Annotated in this window: 13 protein-coding genes and 1 tRNA gene; 11 read left to right on the forward strand and 3 right to left on the reverse strand. The window is 63.6% G+C overall.

Annotation, left to right across the window (positions count from 1 at the left end):
• Nucleotides 1–48: 48 nt before the first annotated feature.
• The gene (locus WDO72_17780; protein MEJ0087528.1) at nt 49–714 is read left to right on the forward strand and encodes a hypothetical protein; all 666 of its coding nucleotides are present in this window, start codon (nt 49–51) and stop codon (nt 712–714) included.
• A 29-nt stretch (nt 715–743) separates the two neighbouring features.
• Here the strand turns inward: WDO72_17780 and WDO72_17785 are convergent.
• Nucleotides 744–820 (reverse strand) — tRNA-Pro (locus tag WDO72_17785).
• A 294-nt stretch (nt 821–1,114) separates the two neighbouring features.
• On the opposite strand from WDO72_17785, the gene WDO72_17790 reads away from it, so the two are divergent.
• Nucleotides 1,115–2,509: a TonB family protein gene (locus tag WDO72_17790; GenBank protein MEJ0087529.1), complete on the forward strand. Its 1,395-nt coding sequence runs from the start codon at nt 1,115–1,117 to the stop codon at nt 2,507–2,509.
• Nucleotides 2,509–3,726: a DUF418 domain-containing protein gene (locus tag WDO72_17795; protein MEJ0087530.1), complete on the forward strand. Its 1,218-nt coding sequence runs from the start codon at nt 2,509–2,511 to the stop codon at nt 3,724–3,726. Before WDO72_17790 ends, WDO72_17795 begins: the two co-directional genes overlap by 1 nt.
• A gap of 12 nt (nt 3,727–3,738) precedes the next feature.
• Here WDO72_17795 and ispB read toward each other — a convergent pair whose 3' ends face one another.
• Nucleotides 3,739–4,707: an octaprenyl diphosphate synthase gene (ispB, locus tag WDO72_17800; protein MEJ0087531.1), complete on the reverse strand. Its 969-nt coding sequence runs from the start codon at nt 4,705–4,707 to the stop codon at nt 3,739–3,741.
• Between the two features lie 207 nt (nt 4,708–4,914).
• Between ispB and rplU the strand changes: the two genes are divergently transcribed.
• The 4 genes from rplU (at nt 4,915) to WDO72_17820 (ending at nt 8,115) form a co-directional block, all read left to right on the forward strand.
• Entirely contained in the window at nt 4,915–5,226 is a 312-nt protein-coding gene (gene rplU, locus WDO72_17805) for a 50S ribosomal protein L21 (protein MEJ0087532.1), read from the forward strand.
• A 38-nt stretch (nt 5,227–5,264) separates the two neighbouring features.
• Complete coding sequence (rpmA, locus tag WDO72_17810) at nt 5,265–5,522, forward strand: 50S ribosomal protein L27 (protein MEJ0087533.1); 258 nt, start codon at nt 5,265–5,267, stop codon at nt 5,520–5,522.
• Between the two features lie 69 nt (nt 5,523–5,591).
• A complete protein-coding gene (obgE, locus tag WDO72_17815) occupies nt 5,592–6,809 on the forward strand; it encodes a GTPase ObgE (protein MEJ0087534.1) in 1,218 nt (405 codons plus the stop codon).
• A gap of 118 nt (nt 6,810–6,927) precedes the next feature.
• Nucleotides 6,928–8,115, forward strand: a complete 1,188-nt coding sequence (locus tag WDO72_17820; protein ID MEJ0087535.1) for a hypothetical protein — start codon at nt 6,928–6,930, stop codon at nt 8,113–8,115.
• 137 nt (nt 8,116–8,252) lie between these two features.
• Here the strand turns inward: WDO72_17820 and rpsT are convergent, their stop codons facing one another.
• A complete protein-coding gene (gene rpsT, locus WDO72_17825; protein MEJ0087536.1) occupies nt 8,253–8,519 on the reverse strand; it encodes a 30S ribosomal protein S20 in 267 nt (88 codons plus the stop codon).
• Between the two features lie 150 nt (nt 8,520–8,669).
• Here rpsT and murJ point away from each other — a divergent pair, with 150 nt between their 5' ends.
• The 4 genes from murJ to lspA are packed head-to-tail and all read left to right on the forward strand — an operon-like array spanning nt 8,670 to nt 14,564.
• The gene (gene murJ, locus WDO72_17830) at nt 8,670–10,232 is read left to right on the forward strand and encodes a murein biosynthesis integral membrane protein MurJ (protein ID MEJ0087537.1); all 1,563 of its coding nucleotides are present in this window, start codon (nt 8,670–8,672) and stop codon (nt 10,230–10,232) included.
• Nucleotides 10,233–10,238: 6 nt separating this feature from the next.
• The gene (locus WDO72_17835; protein ID MEJ0087538.1) at nt 10,239–11,180 is read left to right on the forward strand and encodes a bifunctional riboflavin kinase/FAD synthetase; all 942 of its coding nucleotides are present in this window, start codon (nt 10,239–10,241) and stop codon (nt 11,178–11,180) included.
• A 19-nt stretch (nt 11,181–11,199) separates the two neighbouring features.
• Nucleotides 11,200–14,037 (forward strand): isoleucine--tRNA ligase, encoded by a 2,838-nt coding sequence (ileS, locus tag WDO72_17840; protein ID MEJ0087539.1) that lies wholly within the window; start codon nt 11,200–11,202, stop codon nt 14,035–14,037.
• The gene (gene lspA, locus WDO72_17845; protein MEJ0087540.1) at nt 14,034–14,564 is read left to right on the forward strand and encodes a signal peptidase II; all 531 of its coding nucleotides are present in this window, start codon (nt 14,034–14,036) and stop codon (nt 14,562–14,564) included. Before ileS ends, lspA begins: the two co-directional genes overlap by 4 nt.
• The last annotated feature ends 4 nt before the right edge of the window (nt 14,565–14,568 follow it).

Here is a 14,568-nt window from a genome sequence, read left to right on the forward strand (position 1 = left end):
GCAGTTTCTTGCGTATCATCGGACTCCTTGTCGAATCGGGGAGTGGGGATGGCCAGCAAGAGTCACAACGCGCGTCGCGTCCTGACGAAGAACTCGTGGGTTCTCGGGTTCATGGTTCTGGCAGCGCTGCTCGCTCTCGCGGACCCGGTTCCCGGCGCGGATCGCGAGCTGATCCCGGATACCTCCATCCCGATTCCACCGTTGCAATTCGACAGTGCCGGCGCGTTGGCTATTCAGCCTTCGGCAACATCTTCAGAACACGACTTCGATTTCCTCGTCGGCGACTGGAAATTGCGAAATCGCAAACTGAAGTCGCGCCTTACGCACTCGGACGAATGGATGGCGTTCGAATCAGCGGTGGAGATGCACCCGATTCTCGGCGGCATGGGCAACATCGACAAATACACCGAGTCGGTGAGCGGCAAGCCTTACGAAGGTGTGGCGCTGCGACTGTTCAATGCCAGGACAAAGCTCTGGAGCATCTACTGGGCCGACAGCAATTCGGGCGCGCTTGACCCTCCTGTCGTTGGGTCATTCGCGAACAAAGTGGGCCACTTCTTTGCGCGCGACACGTACAAAGGACAGAACATCATTGTGCTCTTCCGATGGGACGTGCGAAATCCTCAGCGGCCGATCTGGAGTCAGGCCTTCTCAACGGATGAGGGCAGAACCTGGGAATGGAATTCGATCAACGTGTCGGAACGCGTCAAGTAGCGTCAACCGAAAATCGTCCTGATTTGAAATGGTCGGGGTGAAAGGATTTGAACCTTCGACTCCTACGTCCCGAACGTAGTGCTCTACCAGGCTGAGCTACACCCCGAAATTGCAGACCCGATGCCGGCCAAGGTGGATGCCTGGGCGGGTGACAGCGGGCCGCGCAGTCTACTCAAGGCATCGCCGCCATTCAAATCGAAGGCTTGCCGGCGGTGGAGGATCACAAAATCTCCCCGGCGTCACATATATAAGTATGAAATACGCCCCCGGGGCGTCGGCTGGAGGGGAGCTTGGTGAGAAAGCCCGGGTTCAGGGTAACTGACCACACGCTTGGCGGCCCTCGCAACACGCCAACCATGGATGGGCGCTCTGTTGACGTTCTACTGACGAGAGATCTCGAATGAAGGCAAAACACTGGTACCAAGTCCTGGTTTTGTTCGTCGTCTGCCTCGTGAGCCCGTTATCGCGTGCGGATCTTTACACCGCCAATCAGGCGCTCGCGAAGAAAGACTATGAGCGGGCATTCCAGCTCTATCGAGATCTCGCGGAACTCGGGCAGCCCTATGCGCAACAGATGGTGGCCGCGTTCTATGTCGAAGGCCTCGGCGTCAAACGCGACAACGTGCTCGGGTACGCCTGGGCGAGCATCGCGCGCGACAATGGCGTGAACAACGAAAATACGCAGAACATCATCTCGCAGCTCGAACCGCACCTGAACGACAAGGCGCGCATCCGCATCGACGAGGTCCGGGCGCAGTTCGCCACGCCCGCATTGCGAAAACGGATCCTGCCCAACATCTTCGCCGGCGTGAACTACATCGATCGTGAGCCCTGCAAGCTGTCGAAGGGTCCGACGAAGGCGACGTACCCGAATTGGGCGCTGCGAGACGGCATCCAGGGAGAGGCGTACGTCGAATTTACGGTGATGCCCGATGGCCGCGCGCGTAATCCGCGCGTGGTGTATGCGGTGCCGGGTGACGTGTTCGACGAAGCGGCGCGCGAAACGATCCTGGTTTCGGAATTCAGCCCGGCGCGCATCAAGGGAGTGCCGGTCGATTGCACGATCGGAACGATGGTCCGATTCGTAATCCAGAACGCCGAGAACGATGCGTACACGGAACTCGAACATTACGTAAAAGGCCTCAAAACGAAGGCCGATGCGGGCGATCCTTCGGCGCAGCTGATCTATGGGCTGGCGATCTCGGGGCTGCCCCAGCTCAAGAAGACGCGCAGCGATGGCATGCCGTGGATCCTGAAGGCGGCGCAGTCCGGCTTGCCCACGGCGCAGTTCATGGTGGGTTACAGCACGCTGCAGGGATGGGGGTGCGAATGTGATGAGCCGAAGGGGCTCGTCTGGTTGCACAAGGCCGCGGCGTCGGACCAGTCGGATGCGCAAGTGGTGCTCGCGAACTATCTACTGCGAGGCGATCCTGGCCCGGAGGAGATCGGCAAGGCGCAGACGTGGCTCGAACGCGCCGCCGCGTCTGGCAATCACGATGGCAAGTTCTATCTCGCGGGGCTGCTCGCGGCGGGCGCCGATCCCGGCAAACGCGATCCGGAACGCGCGTTGAAAGTGCTGAAAGAAGTGATGCACGACGTCGACGTGGATCCGACGGCATTCGAAATCCGGGCCGCTGCGAATGCGATGCTCGGAAAATTCCCGGAAGCGCAGAAGGATCAGAACAAGGCTTTGAAAATGGCGCAGAAGCTGGGCTGGGAAACGGCCTCGCAACAGGCGCGTCTTGCGAGCTACGTTGCGTCGAAGCCGTGGACCGGCGACCTGTTCGCGTTCTAATGAGCGATCCCGCACCGGTCAGCGCCGCGGAGCGCGTCGAAGCACTCGACGTGCTGCGCGGTGTCGCGTTGTTCGGTGTATTCCTGATGAACTTCGAGGGTTTCGCGGGCGCGAACCTCATGGCCACCGAGTCGCAGTTGCTGGCACTGCCAAGCGCGGGATTCGATTTCGCACTCGGTTCCGTCTTCGACTGGCTGGTCAGGGACAAGGCGAACACGGTGTTCGCATTCCTGTTCGGCCTCGGGTTCTACCTGCAGATGACGCGCCTCGAGGCGCGCGGCGCCGATGCGCAGAGTTTGTATCGCCGTCGGCTGACGGTGCTCTTGATCATCGGCGTGCTGCACCTGGTCTTCTTCTGGAACTGGGACATCCTGCATCTGTACGCGCTCGCAGGTTTCTTCCTGCTCGCGTTTCGCCGCATGAGCGATCGCGCGCTGGTGGTCGTGGGGCTGCTGCTGGCCATTTTCGGACGCACGGCCGTGAAGACGATGCTCGAGTTCTCCGCGGGGTCTGGCGGCACCGATTGGTATTCCGACGCGATGGTGCTCGAGCGGCAGACTTTGTCGAGCGCGGGGGACTACTGGAGTCTCGTGCGTCACTTCAAGGACGAGATGATCGGCGACTACTTGCTGTCGGGGATGCTGGTCGGTTGGCTCGCCTACGCGCTCGGGCGTTTTTTCATCGGCGCATGGGTGGGCCGCCGTGGGTTCGTCGAGCATTCGGTGCGCTTCCTGCCGCTGTGGCGCCGTGTGCGCAGTGTCGCGCTGCCGGCGGGGCTGGTGCTGGAAGGCGTCGCGGTTCTGCTGGCGGACGTCGATCGCGGCACGGATTTCGCGCATCGCGAACTACTCGCCTGGGCAACTCACCTGGTGGCCGTGCCCGTGCTCGCGGCCGGATACGTGGCCGCGATCGTTACCGGCCTGCACGGCCGCGCGTCGCGCGTGCTCGGCTGGTTCGCGCCGGTGGGCCGCATGGCACTGACCAATTACCTGACGCAAAGCCTGGTGTTCGGGTTCGTGCTGTTCGGCGTGGGCCCCGGGTTGGGGCTGGCGGGAAGAATCGGCGCTACGGCGATCGCGGGTATCGTCGTCGTGTTTTTCAGCGCGCAGGTGATCGTCAGCCGCTGGTGGTTAGGGCGTTATGCGTACGGTCCGGCGGAATGGGTGTGGCGGGCATTTACGTATGGTGAACGCCCGTCGATGCGCTCCGGAAGCTGATCTCATGTCTAGTCAGCTCGTGCGTTCCTGCGCGAAGCGGGCCAGTGCCGCGAGTGCGTGTGAGTACGGCGTCTCGGGCAGGGCTTTGAGCGCCTCGAGTGCCTGGCTCGTTTCGCGTTGCGCGAAGCCGACGGCGTAGTCGAGCCCGCCAGTGCTCTCGATGGCATCGACGATCGGGCCGAGTTGAGCGAGCCCACCCTGTTCGATTGCCAGACGGATCAGCGCGCGTTGTTCATCATTGCCGTGGCGCAGCGCGTGTAACAGCGGCAACGTCGGTTTGCCCTCGGAAAGATCGTCGCCGAGATTCTTGCCGCGCGTCGCCGGGTCGGATTTGTAATCGAGCACGTCGTCGATCAGCTGGTACGCGGTGCCGAGATGTTTGCCGTAACGCGCCAGGGCCGCCTGCTGCGCAACCGAAACGCCAGCGAGAACCGCCGCGACTTCCGCGCCCGCCTCGAACAGCCGGCCGGTCTTGCGGTAGATCACCTCGAGATAACGCTGCTCGGTGGTCTCGGGGTCGTGCGCGTTCATGAGCTGCAGCACTTCGCCCTCGGCGATCACGTTGGTCGCGTCGGCCATGATCTCCATGACGCGTTGCGAGCCGACGGTGGCCATCATCTGGAATGCGCGCGAGTAGACGAAATCGCCGACCAGCACACTCGCCTGGTTGCCGAAGATGTTGTTAGCCGTGGCGCGGCCGCGGCGTTTCTGCGATCCATCTACCACGTCGTCGTGTAACAGCGTGGCCGTGTGTACGAACTCGATGAAAGCCGCGGCTTCGACGTGTTTTTCCGTATCGATGCCGCAGGCGCGGCCCGCGAGCACGCACAGCAGGGGGCGCAGACGTTTGCCGCCGCCGCCGATGATGTGTTCCGCAACCTGGTCCACCAGCGGCACGGCGCTCTTCAAACGCGCGCGAATCATGGTATCTACGGCCGCGAGATCCGCGCGGACCAGCCCGCGAATCTCTTCGAGAGGCATGAGGGGAGCGTCGACGGCACGAGGCGCGGCGCGCGAGGTGGGCAGAGGGGTGACCTTGGAGCTCATTTAGGGCGTTGATTCTAGTGGATTATTTATGTTTTGCCGCCCTGTTTGACCGATGGAGGGGGCGTACGTAGAATGCGCCTCCCTTCGAAATGGCACAGGGCTTAAGGCTTTGGTTTCGAACGGGTTTCCGGAGTTATCACGATGTACGCGGTCATCGCCACGGGCGGCAAACAGTATCGGGTCGAAAACGGCACCGTCCTCCAGGTCGAAAAGCTCGACGCTGAGCCGGGAGCAACGGTCGAATTCGGCGAAGTCCTTCTCGTTGGCAATGGCGACGACATCAAGATCGGCGCGCCGATGCTCAAGGGCGGCAAGGTCACGGCCACGGTCGAGAAACACGGCAAGGGCGAGAAGAAAGTCATCGTCAAATTCCGCCGCCGCAAGCATTACCTGCGCCAGGGCACGCATCGCCAGTTCTACACGCAGGTCAAGATCACCGGCATCAGCGCCTGAGCGCTGGTTCCCTAGCTAATTAGTCGGAGCAGACTCTCATGGCACATAAAAAGGCAGGCGGCAGTACTCGTAACGGCCGCGATTCGCACAGCAAACGCCTCGGCGTGAAGAAGTTCGGCGGCGAAAACGTTCTCGCCGGCAACATCCTGGTCCGCCAGCGCGGCACCCAGATGCGCGCGGGCGCCAACGTCGGCATCGGCACGGACCACACGTTGTTCGCGCTCAAGGCGGGCACCGTCAAGTTCAGCAAGAAGGGCGCCGAGCAGCACACCTTCGTGAACATCGACGCCGAGTAATTACACTCGCATTCGCGAGCACTGAACCCGGCCTCGCGCCGGGTTTTTTGTTAGGGCAGGTTCCACTCCATGAAATTCGTCGATGAAGCGCGCGTAAAGGTCCAGGCAGGCAATGGCGGCCGCGGCTGCGTGAGCTTCCGGCGCGAGAAGTTCGTCCCCTTCGGCGGCCCCGACGGCGGTGACGGCGGCATGGGCGGCAGCATCACGCTGCGCGCGCGGGATGGCATCAACACGTTGGTCGATTTCCGCGTGGAGCGGACGTTCCGCGCCAAGAACGGCGAGCCGGGCGGCGGCCGCGACTGCTTCGGCCGCGGCGGCGAAGACATGCTGGTGATGGTGCCCGTGGGCACGATCGTGCGCGACGCGGATACCGGCGAAGTCCTGGGCGACCTGGCGAAAGCGGACGTCGAGCTGCTGGTCGCGCGGGGCGGCAAGGGCGGCTGGGGCAACCAGAGATTCAAGAACAGCAAGAATCGTTCGCCGCGCCAGTTCGGCCCGGGGCTGCCCGGCGAGCAGCGCACGCTCGACCTCGAGCTCAAAGTGATCGCGGATGTGGGTTTGCTGGGCCTGCCGAATGCGGGCAAGTCCACGCTCATCAGCGCCGTGTCCGCCGCGCGACCGAAGATCGCCGACTATCCGTTCACCACGTTGTATCCGAATCTCGGCGTGATCAGCTGCGGCAACCAGCGCAGCTTCGTCATGGCGGACATCCCGGGCCTCATCGAGGGCGCCGCTGACGGCGCCGGTCTCGGCATCCGCTTTCTCAAACATCTGCAGCGCACGCGCGTGTTGCTGCACCTGGTCGACATCGCGCCGACCGATCCGAATGCGGATCCGGTCCGCGATGCGATCTCCATCGTCGGCGAGCTCGGCAAGTTCAGTGAGGATCTGCTCGCGAAGCCGCGCTGGCTCGTGCTCAACAAGAGCGATCTGATGCTGCCGGATGAAGCCGCGGCGAAAGCGGTGTCGATCGCGCAGGCGTTGAAATACCGCGGGCCGGCGTTCCTGATTTCGGGTGCGACGCATGCGGGTACGACCGACCTGACCGAGGCGGTGATGAGCTTCATCGAGTCCGGCGAAGCGCCGGCGCAGGGAAACCTGCCGCTTCCCGTCCCGGTCCAGCGCGCCCGCAAGGTGGCGTTTAAAAAGGCGACCAAGAAAACGGCGAAGAAGGCGGCGAAGAAGGCGGTCAAGAAGGCACCGCGAATGAAGCGCAAGGCCGCCACGGCCGTGAAAGCAAAGGCCAGGAAGAAGGCCGGCACGCGCCGGAATCCGCGTCGCCGGTAGCTAGGCAGACGAAGGCGGACATAGTGGGCTCCGCGACAGGCATGGCTGTCGCAAATCGGCGGGATGCGGCAGAGGAGAACGGGAACGTCCGTTCACCGAACCAGGGGAGCCTCATCCAATGAAGTACGCCACACTTGTATGCCTTTGCATCGCTCTGAGTCTTGCGAGCAAGGCGGGTGCCACCGGCCGGTCGTCGCGCTATCAGATTACGAACGTCGAATCGCCGGCGCTGTCGGATCCGGCCTGTCTGCCCGGCCACGCGGTGCGCACCGTCGCATGGGGCATCAACGATTTCGGCACCGTGGCCGCCGACTATCTTTGCTACGTCGTGAGTGCGAACGCGCCAGTCGTGCAGAGTTTCGGCAAGGGCTTCATCTGGTCGCGCTTTCTTGGCGCCCAGGCCATCCCCACACCCGCAGGCTCACAGGGCGTGCATGCTCAAAGCGTCAACGACTGGGGCCAGGTATTCGGCCGGGAAATCACCAGCTCGGGCGAGGCTTATGGCGTTCAGTGGGCGCCCTATGGCGCCTATCAGCGCAACTTCACGGGTTCGAGCTGCGGGGCCATCGACGGCGCAGTCGCCGGCAGCCTCACTGGTTTTTCCGTGGCGTGGGGACTGCGGCCGGATGTCGCGACTGGTGCGTGTTCGGTCAAATGGCTGATCCGCGCGCCGTGGGGTGCCATCTCCGAGGGGCCGGTGGGCGGTCAGCCCTGGGACCTCAATGTGCGCAACGTCGCCGTGGGCGATGCCGGCAGCGCAGCGGTGAAAGTGCAGGTGCCGTCGGGCCGTACGCAGGTCTTGTTCGCCGGTACTGCAACGACATTTGGACGCGCCCAGGACATCAACGATGACGGTGAAGTGGCCGGCTATCTCAGCCAGCAGAACAAGTTCTGCGGACAGGCAACTGCCGCAAGCTGGGATCGTGACGGCCGCATTCAAATCTTGCCGCATTTGCGCGGGCAGGCGTCCAGCCGTGCACATGCCATCGGTGACGACGAGGTCGTCGGTCAATCCGGCCCCGGCCTGTATTGCGACAAGCCCTATAGCGAAGAAGAACGAGCCGTTATCTGGCAGTCGCGGCGCGTTACGGATCTCAACAGCCTGATTCCTGGCTGGCTGGGAATAACGTTGACGCGCGCAGTGGGCGTGAACCACAAAGGCCAGATCGCCGTCATCGGATTCAGGACTGCCGAACCGCTCGCAGAATGCCCGGTGCTCACCTGGGATGAGAACGACAACCCGCTGCTCGACTACTCGAAGAAGTGCCGCAATTTTCACAGCTTCGTGCTGACACCGATTCACTAGAAGAGACCCGCGTTCCTCGAGCGGATCGAACGGCCGCGGGCACGTACACGCGACCAACAAAAAAGCCGGCTTTGAGCCGGCTTTTTTGCGTCGCGCCCATTCTTCGTTGAAGAACGGCGCCGGAGTTCGGAGCGGTCTTACTTGCCCATCGCCTTGATGCGGGCCGACAGGGCGCTCTTGTGGCGCGCGGCCTTGTTGCGATGAATGACGTTCTTGTTGACCAGCGAATCGATCAACGGCTGGGCATCCTTGAGTGCCGCAGAGGCATCGGTCTTGTTGCCGGCCGTGACGGCGTCGCTGACCTTGCGCAGGGCCGAGCGCATGCGTGAACGGAGCGCCACGTTGCGGGTGCGGTTGGTTTCAGCTCGACGGGCGGCTTTTTCGGCCGACTTGGTATTCGCCACGAAGCAATCTCCAGAAACGGGGTCGTTTTGAGGCCGCGTAGTGTGCTGAGCGACCCCCGCCTTGTCAACGCTCGCCACTTTTACCCCATTCGAGTCCGGTATAGTGCGCCCCAACTTGAGGTTTTCCTTTATTTTTCGGGTGCTTGCACGGTGAGCGGAGCGATTTTCAAGAGCACGGCGGTGACCGGCGTGGCGACGCTGGTGTCGCGGATCACGGGCCTGGCGCGCGAGATGATTTATGCGCAGGCCTTCGGCGCCAGCGCCTTCATGGACGCCTGGCTGGTGGCCTTCAAGATTCCGAACTTCCTGCGCCGCCTGTTTGCGGAGGGCTCGTTCTCCCAATCCTTCGTCCCGGTCATCAGCGAGTACAAACACAAGCGCCCGCAGGACGAAGTGCGCGGTCTGGTCGACGATGTCGCGGGCACCTTCGGCGTCGTGTTGTTCGTCATCACGCTGATCGGCGTGATCGCCGCGCCGCTCATCATCCTCGCGTTCGCGCCGGGCTGGCATGCCGACGGCAACAAGTTCGACCTCGCGGTCTCGATGCTGCGCTGGACGTTTCCCTATCTATTCTTCATCTCGCTGAGCGCGTTGTTCTCGGGAGTGCTCAACAGCTACGGCAAGTTCGCATTGCCCGCATACACGCAGGTGATCATGAACATCGTCATGATCGTCGTGGCGCTGTGGATCGCGCCGCACACTGCGAACCCGGGCGTGGCGCTGGCGATGGGCGTGTTCGTGAGCGGCATCCTGCAACTCGGGTTCCAGGTGCCGATGGTCATGAAGTTGGGCCTGTTCCGCTGGCCGCGGTGGCGGCCGGCCGCGGAGGGCGTGAAACGCATCGGCAAGCTGATGTTGCCCGGCATCGCCGGTTCGTCGATGGCGCAGGTCAGCCTGCTGCTCGACACGCAGATCGCCTCGTTCCTGATCACCGGCAGTGTTTCGTGGCTCTATTACGCCGACCGGCTCATGGAATTCCCGCTCGGCGTCTTCAGCATCGCGCTCGCGACCGTGATCCTGCCGGGCCTGTCGAAGCACCACGCCGCGGATTCTCCCGAGCGCTTCACCGCCACACTCGACTGGGCCCTGAAGCTCGTGATCCTGCTCGTGTCTCCGGCGGCGGTGGCGATGCTGGCGTTCGCCGGCCCGCTGACCGCGACCACGTTCGGCTACGGCAAGTTCAGCGCCTACGACGTCGACATGGCGAGTTACGCGCTCATGGCCTATTCGTGGGGTCTGATCGGGTTCTCGCTGGTCAAGGTGCTCGCGCCCGGTTACTTCGCGCGCCAGGACACGCGCACGCCGGTGCGCGTGGGGTTCATCGCGCTCGGGTGCAATATGGCGCTCAATATCGCGGTCGTCCTGCCGGCCAAGAAACTCGGATTCCCCGCGCCGCATATCCTGCTTGCCACGGCCACCTGTGTGTCCGCCGCCATCAACACCACGCTGCTGTGGCGCGGGCTGGTAAAGATCGGTGTGTACAAGCCAAAACCCGGCTGGGGCGTGCTGCTCGCGCGCATCGTGTTCGCGAACGCGGTCATGGCCGCCTTGCTGGTGTGGATGGCGGGCAGCACCGCCGACTGGCTGGCGCTGCCGCCGCTGCATCGCGCGGCACGCCTGGCCGTCTGCGTCGTCGGGGCTGCCGCGGCCTACTTCGCCGCGTTGTACGTTTCCGGTGTGCGTCTGGCGCAGATGCGCGGCGGCCACGCATAATCCCCGATGGAAATCGTTCGCGGATTGCAGGGTCTGAAAGAGAGGCATCGCGGCGCCGCCATCACGGTGGGCAGCTTCGATGGCATTCATCTCGGACACGGCGCGCTGATCGCGAGTGCCTGCGCGCTCGCGGCCCAGGCCGGAAGGCCCGCGATGATGCTGACGTTCGAACCGCTGCCGCGCGAATATCTTGCGCCGCAGGATCCGCCGGCCAGGTTGACCGACCTGCGCGAGCGCTGGCGGGTCCTCGAACGGTCTGATTTGAGTTTTCTGTGCGTGCTGCGCTTCGACGAGAAGCTGCGGTCGCTCACCGGTGAGCAGTTCGTGAGCCTGTTGTCGGAGCGCTTTGCTGCCTCGGCAGTGGTGGTCGGCCAGGACTTTCGCTTCGGCCGCGGTGGCGCTGGCAGCGTGGGCTTGCTGCGCGCGGCGGCGGACGCCGGGAGATTCGCGCTCGAGCTGGTGCCGTCCGTATGTATCGACGACACGCGGGTGAGCTCGAGCGGTGTGCGGGCCCTGCTGGCCGCAGGAGATTTTCGCCGGGCGCGCGATTTGCTCGGCCGCGCGTATTCGATGCGTGGCCGCGTGGTGGAGGGCGAGAAGCTGGGGCGGCGGCTGGGTTATCCGACGGCCAACATCCGCATGCGGCGCGCGAAGCTGCCGTTGAGCGGGATTTTCGCGGTGCGCGTGCGCGGCGTGGACGAGGGCAATGTACATACAGCGCGCAACGGCGTTGCGAGTCTCGGGTTTCGCCCCACGGTGGGTGGCACCGAACCGTTGCTCGAGGCGCACGTGTTCGATTACGAGGGCACGCTGTACGGACGTGAGATAGAGATCGAGTTCGTCGCGAAGATCCGCGACGAGGAGAAGTTCGAGAACCTCGATGCGCTGGTGCGGCAGATGCACCTGGACGCAGCCGAGGCGCGCAAGATTCTGCAGAAGACTGTTTAGTTAGAGGAATGTGACCGCAGTGGCCGACTACAAGAGCACGATCAATCTCCCCGAGACCGGCTTTCCTATGAAGGCCGATCTCGCGCAACGCGAACCGAAAATGCAGGCCGCCTGGGAAGCCGGCGACCTGTACGGCAAATTGCGCGCGATCGCGCGCGGCCGGCCGCGCTTCGTGCTGCACGATGGACCGCCGTACGCCAACGGCGCGTTACATCTCGGTCACGCGGTGAACAAGGTGCTCAAGGACATCGTGGTCAAGTCGCACTCGCTCGATGGTTACGATTCGCCGTACGTGCCGGGCTGGGACTGCCACGGGCTGCCGATCGAACACGCCGTCGAGAAGAAAGTCGGGCGCGTGGGCGCGAAGATTTCGGCGAAAGATTTCCGTGCGGCCTGCCGCAAGTTCGCGACCGAACAGGTCGAGCTGCAGCGCAGCGAGTTCAAGCGTTTCGGCGTGTGGGGCGACTGGAAACATCCCTATCTCACGATGGATCCGCACTTCGAGGCGCAGCAGATCCGCGCGCTCGGCCACATCATCCGCAACGGGCATCTGTACAAAGGCGCCAAGCCGGTTCACTGGTGCCTGGATTGCCGCTCGGCCCTCGCCGAGGCGGAAGTCGAGTATGAAGACAAGATCTCCGCGGCGGTCGACGTGGAGTTCCGCGTTGCCGACAACGGCGATCTGGCGCGCCGCATCGGCGTGAGCCCCGATGTCATCGGTGCGTTTCCAGTTTCCATTCCGATCTGGACGACCACACCCTGGACGCTGCCGGCGAACGAGGCAGTTAGCCTCGGGCCGAAGATCGAATACGTGTTGCTCTGGGTGTCGCGCAACGGGCAGTCCGAGTTGTTAGTCCTGGCAAACGAGCTGCTGGACGCTTCGCTGACGCGTTATGGCTTGAACAAGGGCCAGGTGCTGGTGCAGTTCGAAGGCGCTGCGCTCGAACATCTGCAGCTGCAGCATCCATTCCTGCCCAAACACGTACCGGTGATCGTGGGCGAGCACGTGACGCTCGAAGCGGGCACCGGCGCCGTGCATACCGCGCCCGCGCACGGCCAGGACGATTTCATCATCGGCCAGAAGTACAGCCTGCCGGTCGACAACCCGGTGATGGGCGACGGCCGCTTCCGCGAAGGCACGCCGTTCGTCGCGGGAATGAAGATAGACGAGGGCGGCGAGGTCCTGATCAAGGAGCTCGAGAGCCGCGGTCGCCTGCTCAAGCACGAGCAGATCAAGCACAGCTACCCGCATTGCTGGCGCCACCACACGCCGGTGATCTTCCGCGCGACGCCGCAATGGTTCATCAGCATGAACCAGAACCATTTGCGCGAACACGCATTGCGCGACATCAAGAAGGTGCAGTGGACGCCGGCCTGGGGCGAGCAACGCCTCGCGGGCATGATCGAGAACCGCCCGGACTGGTGCATCTCGCGCCAGCGTACCTGGGGTGTGCCGATCGCGCTGTTCGTCCACAAGCAGACTCAGGCGTTGCATCCACGCACGGCCGAACTACTCGAGCAGGTGGCCGCGCGCATCGACAAGGACAATATCGAAGCCTGGTTCGAGCTCGATCCGCGCGAGTTGCTGGGCGACGAGGCCGACTCGTACGAGAAAGTGGCCGACGTCATGGACGTCTGGATGGACTCGGGGCTGTCGCACGAGTGTGTGCATCACACCCATCCCGACGACGTGAAGCCGCCGGTCGATCTGTATCTCGAAGGCTCGGACCAGCATCGCGGCTGGTTTCACTCTTCGTTGCTGACTTCGGAAGCGCTGTACGCGCGCGCGCCTTACAAGGGCGTGCTGACGCACGGCTTCACGGTCGACGAGAAGGGTCGCAAGATGTCCAAGTCGCTGGGCAACGTGATCGCGCCGCAGAAGATCATGTCCACACTCGGCGCCGACATCATGCGCCTGTGGATCGCCGCGACCGACTACGCGAACGAGATGAGCCTGTCGGAGGAAATCCTCAAGCGCATCTCGGATTCGTATCGCCGCATGCGCAATACGGTGCGGTTCCTGTTAGGCAATCTCGCGGGGTTCGATCCGGCCGCGGACCTCTTACCCGCGGACCAGATGGTCGCCATCGACCGCTGGGCGCTGGCGCGTGCCGCGGCGCTGCACGAGGAGATCGCCGACGCGTATCGCAAGTACGAGTACCACCTGATCTACCAGAAGATTCACAACTTCTGCATCGTGGATCTGGGCGGCTTCTATCTGGATATCCTCAAGGACCGCCTCTACACCACGCCGAAGAAAAGCGTGGCGCGGCGTTCCGCGCAGACCGCGCTATTTCACATCGCCGAAAGCATGGTGCGCTGGCTCGCGCCGATCCTGTCTTTCACGGCCGATGAGATCTGGGCGTTCCTGCCCGGCAAGCGCAGCGAATCGGTGTTCCTCGAGACCTGGCACGAACTGCCGAAGGTCGCCGAAGACCCGATCGACTGGAACGGCTTCATCGCGTTGAAGACCGCGGTTTCGCAGGAGATGGAAAAGCTGCGCGTCGCCGGCACCATCGGCGCGCCGCTCGACGCCGAAGTCGAAGTGTTCTGCAAGGACGACTACCTGGCGAAGTTCCAGGCGCTCGGCGAGGAGCTGCGGTTCCTGCTGATCACCTCGGAGGCGCGCGTGAAGCGCGTGAGCAATGCGGCCGGCCCGCCGGTCGGCGCCATCAAGGTGGCCGAGATCGCGAAGGAAGGCGGGTTGTGGATCCGCGTGCAGCCGACCAGCGCGCCCAAGTGCGAACGCTGCTGGCATCACCGGCCCGAGGTGGGCTCTCTGCCTGAGCATCCGACGTTGTGTGAACGGTGCGTGACCAACGTCACGGGGCCGGGCGAATCGCGGAAGTACGTATGAACGACGCCGTCAAACTACCGATCGGCGCGAGCGGAATCCGCCTGCTGTGGATCTCCGTGCTGGTGATCGCCGGCGACCAGCTGACCAAGCTGTGGATCGAACGCACGATGGCGCTGGGCGATGCGTTCGCGGTGCTGCCGGTGCTCGACATCGTGCGTGCGCACAACTCGGGGGCGGCGTTCAGCTTCCTCGCGACCGCGGGCGGCTGGCAGCGCTGGGCGTTTTCGGTGCTCGCGGTCGGCGTGTCGATCGGACTCATCTACTGGCTGCGCACCATCGCGCGCGCCACGCACGGTCTGCTCGCGACCGGCCTGGCGCTGATACTCGGCGGCGCCATCGGCAACGTCATCGACCGGATCGAACACGGATACGTGGTCGACTTCGTCTACGCGCATTGGGGGCCGCATTATTTTCCGGCGTTCAACGTGGCCGACTCGGCCATCAGCATCGGCGCCGTGCTGGTGGTCCTCGACGCGTTGCGCGAATGGCGCCGCGAGCAGGCGCTCAAGGCAAACCAGGGGAAGTGACCGG

Source organism: Pseudomonadota bacterium (assembly GCA_037200975.1).
In the GTDB taxonomy this organism is placed as follows: Bacteria; Pseudomonadota; Gammaproteobacteria; order Steroidobacterales; family Steroidobacteraceae; genus CADEED01.

Excerpts from the sequence above, each read along its gene's own strand:
- WDO72_17820 (MEJ0087535.1), top strand. The coding sequence starts at position 6,928 with ATGAAGTACGCCACACTTGTATGCCTTTGCATCGCTCTGAGTCTTGCG.
- ispB (MEJ0087531.1), bottom strand. The coding sequence starts at position 4,707 with ATGCCTCTCGAAGAGATTCGCGGGCTGGTCCGCGCGGATCTCGCGGCC.
- lspA (MEJ0087540.1), top strand. The coding sequence starts at position 14,034 with ATGAACGACGCCGTCAAACTACCGATCGGCGCGAGCGGAATCCGCCTG.
- WDO72_17835 (MEJ0087538.1), top strand. The coding sequence starts at position 10,239 with ATGGAAATCGTTCGCGGATTGCAGGGTCTGAAAGAGAGGCATCGCGGC.
- WDO72_17795 (MEJ0087530.1), top strand. The coding sequence starts at position 2,509 with ATGAGCGATCCCGCACCGGTCAGCGCCGCGGAGCGCGTCGAAGCACTC.
- WDO72_17780 (MEJ0087528.1), top strand. The coding sequence starts at position 49 with ATGGCCAGCAAGAGTCACAACGCGCGTCGCGTCCTGACGAAGAACTCG.
- rpmA (MEJ0087533.1), top strand. The coding sequence starts at position 5,265 with ATGGCACATAAAAAGGCAGGCGGCAGTACTCGTAACGGCCGCGATTCG.
- WDO72_17790 (MEJ0087529.1), top strand. The coding sequence starts at position 1,115 with ATGAAGGCAAAACACTGGTACCAAGTCCTGGTTTTGTTCGTCGTCTGC.
- rplU (MEJ0087532.1), top strand. The coding sequence starts at position 4,915 with ATGTACGCGGTCATCGCCACGGGCGGCAAACAGTATCGGGTCGAAAAC.
- obgE (MEJ0087534.1), top strand. The coding sequence starts at position 5,592 with ATGAAATTCGTCGATGAAGCGCGCGTAAAGGTCCAGGCAGGCAATGGC.